We start from the raw sequence: 2,213 nt of genomic DNA, 5'->3' as shown, positions 1-2,213 counted from the left end.
ATGCCGCCAACCGAAAGCTCGGTGGCGCGCCATTCGCCGCGCATCAGGGAGCTGAGGCTGAACTCGACGTCCAGCTTGTCGGCGCGCAGGCGGCCGAGATCGTTGTTGCCGCCGAAGGTGACGCCGCGCAGCCGCAGCGTCGGCGCCGGCAACAGCCGAGCATCGAGCTCGCCCGCGACCCGCACCGGCACGCCGATGATCTTGCCAGCCTCCGCCTCGAACTGGGGCCTGAACTGGTTCCAGTCGATGTAGTAAGGCCCGATCAGCGCGGCCAGCAGCGCAATGATGAAGGCAATCGCCAATCCGAGCAGCGTCGTCTGCACGGGTCTCCCCTCGGCCAAACCGGCCCGGGCCGAACCTGAGGGCCTCAGGCGCGCCGGAACAGCTCCCTATATAGAGGGAAGTGTGGCGAAGTCACAGCGACTGTTGCGCGCGGCGGTTAACGCGGAAGACCCTCACCAGCTCGCCGGCAGCCGCTTCAGCCCGCGCAGCACGAAGGTCGGCCGCCATTCCGGGTTTTCGACGTCGTCGATGCGCAGGTCCGGCAGCCGCCGGAGCAGCGTGGCGATGGCGATCTCGGCCTCGATTCGCGCCAATTGGGCGCCCAGACAGAAATGGATGCCGCCGCCGAACGACAGCGGCTTGACGTTCGCCCGAGTGACGTCCAGCCGGTCAGGCCGGTCAGGATAGACCGCGGGATCGCGATTGGCCGAGCCGAGCAGGCACAACACGCTCTCACCCTTGGGAATCCTCGCGCCGCCGAGGTCGACATCCTCCAGCGCGACGCGCCCGGTCATCTGCACGGAGGAATCGTAGCGCAGGAATTCCTCGATAGCGCCCTCCATCAGTTCCGGCCGCGCCTTGAGCAGCGCCAGCTGGTCCGGATTGCGATGCAGCGCGAGCAGGCCGTTGCCGATCAGGTTGACCGTGGTCTCGTGGCCTGCGCCGAACAGGAGGATGATGTTGGCGGTCAGTTCCTCGTTGGTGAGCTTGTTGCCGTCCTCCTCGGCCTGCACCAGCTGGGTGATGAGGTCGTCGCCGGGATTCTTGCGGCGCAGCTCGAACAGCTGCTGGAAATACATCTGCGCCATCAGGTTGGCGGCGTTGCCCTGTTTGATCTCTTCCGGCGAAAGCGGCACGGGATCGAGCAGCCGCCCGCCGTCGCGCGAGCTCTTGTAGAACACCTCGCGATGCTCCTCGGGGATTCCGAGCATGTCGCAGATGATCGTGACCGGCAGACGGAAGGCGAAGTCCTCGATCAGGTCCATGTGGCCGCGCTCGATCACGGCATCGATGGCCTGGTCGACGATCTCCTGGATCCGCGGCCGCATGTCCTCGACGCGGCGGGCGGTGAAGGCCTTCACCACCAGGCCGCGCAGGCGGGTGTGGTCCGGTGGATCGGCCTGCAGCATCCAGTAGCTCATGCTGCGAAACACCGGCTCCTTCATGATCTCGGGGCCGTAGCGGCGCATGGTGCGCTCGACGAAATCCTTGCCGAAGCGCTTGTCGCGCATCACGAGGCTCACCTCGGCGTGGCGGCTGGTGACGAACTGGCCGAACGACGTCACATGGACGGGATCGATCGTGCGCAGCCGTTCATAATGCGGATAGGGATCGCGGATGAAATCGGGCGAGAGCGGGTTGAACAGCGGTCCGCCGGCGCCCTGCACTTGCTCGTTCATGGTGACCTCGGACCGGTTGCCGCATGACACGAATACGCAAGGCTGGCTCCATCGCCCGGCGTAACCATCCCTGAAATCATCAACTCGATACAATATTGTATCGAGTTGCATTCTGCCCTAACCTAGTCCGATGTCAAGGGTGAGAACCAGGCCGACCAGGGACGACACGCGCGACAAATTGTTCGAGGCGGCCGCGCGCGTGTTCGAGCAGGACGGCATCGGCGGCGCCAGCATCGAGGCGATCGCGGCCGCGGCCGGCTTCACCCGCGGCGCGTTCTATTCCAACTTCAAGAGCAAGGACGAGCTGATCATCGCCATGCTCGAGGATCATGTCGCGCAGTCGATCCGGCGCAACATGGACATCCTGGCTCAGCACGACAATCTCGACGATTTCATCGCGGCGCTGAAGACGATGGACCGCAGCCGGCAGGATCCGCTCGGCCGCTCGCCGCTGCTGCACATGGAGATGATTCTGTTCGTCGCGCGCGCCGAGAAACGGAATCGTGCGGCTCGTCCGCGGGGCGCTCGCAA

The 2,213-nt window shown here is 65.2% G+C and carries 3 protein-coding genes; 1 reads left to right on the top strand and 2 read right to left on the bottom strand.

Annotated features, from left to right (window positions below):
• A partial coding sequence (locus JHD07_RS38205; RefSeq protein ID WP_291631634.1) for an AsmA family protein occupies positions 1-323 on the bottom strand: 323 nt, incomplete at its 3' end.
• A gap of 132 nt (positions 324-455) precedes the next feature.
• Positions 456-1,682 (bottom strand): cytochrome P450, encoded by a 1,227-nt coding sequence (locus JHD07_RS38200; protein WP_291631632.1) that lies wholly within the window; start codon positions 1,680-1,682, stop codon positions 456-458.
• A gap of 130 nt (positions 1,683-1,812) precedes the next feature.
• Between JHD07_RS38200 and JHD07_RS38195 the strand changes: the two genes are divergently transcribed.
• Positions 1,813-2,213 (top strand): TetR family transcriptional regulator (locus JHD07_RS38195; RefSeq protein WP_291631630.1); only part of this gene is annotated, 401 nt, incomplete at its 3' end.

It is taken from the genome of Bradyrhizobium sp. (assembly GCF_016462955.1).
GTDB lineage: Bacteria > Pseudomonadota > Alphaproteobacteria > Rhizobiales > Xanthobacteraceae > Bradyrhizobium.
Note: the sequence above shows the minus strand (reverse complement) of the source record. Positions and strands in the feature narration are given on the sequence as shown.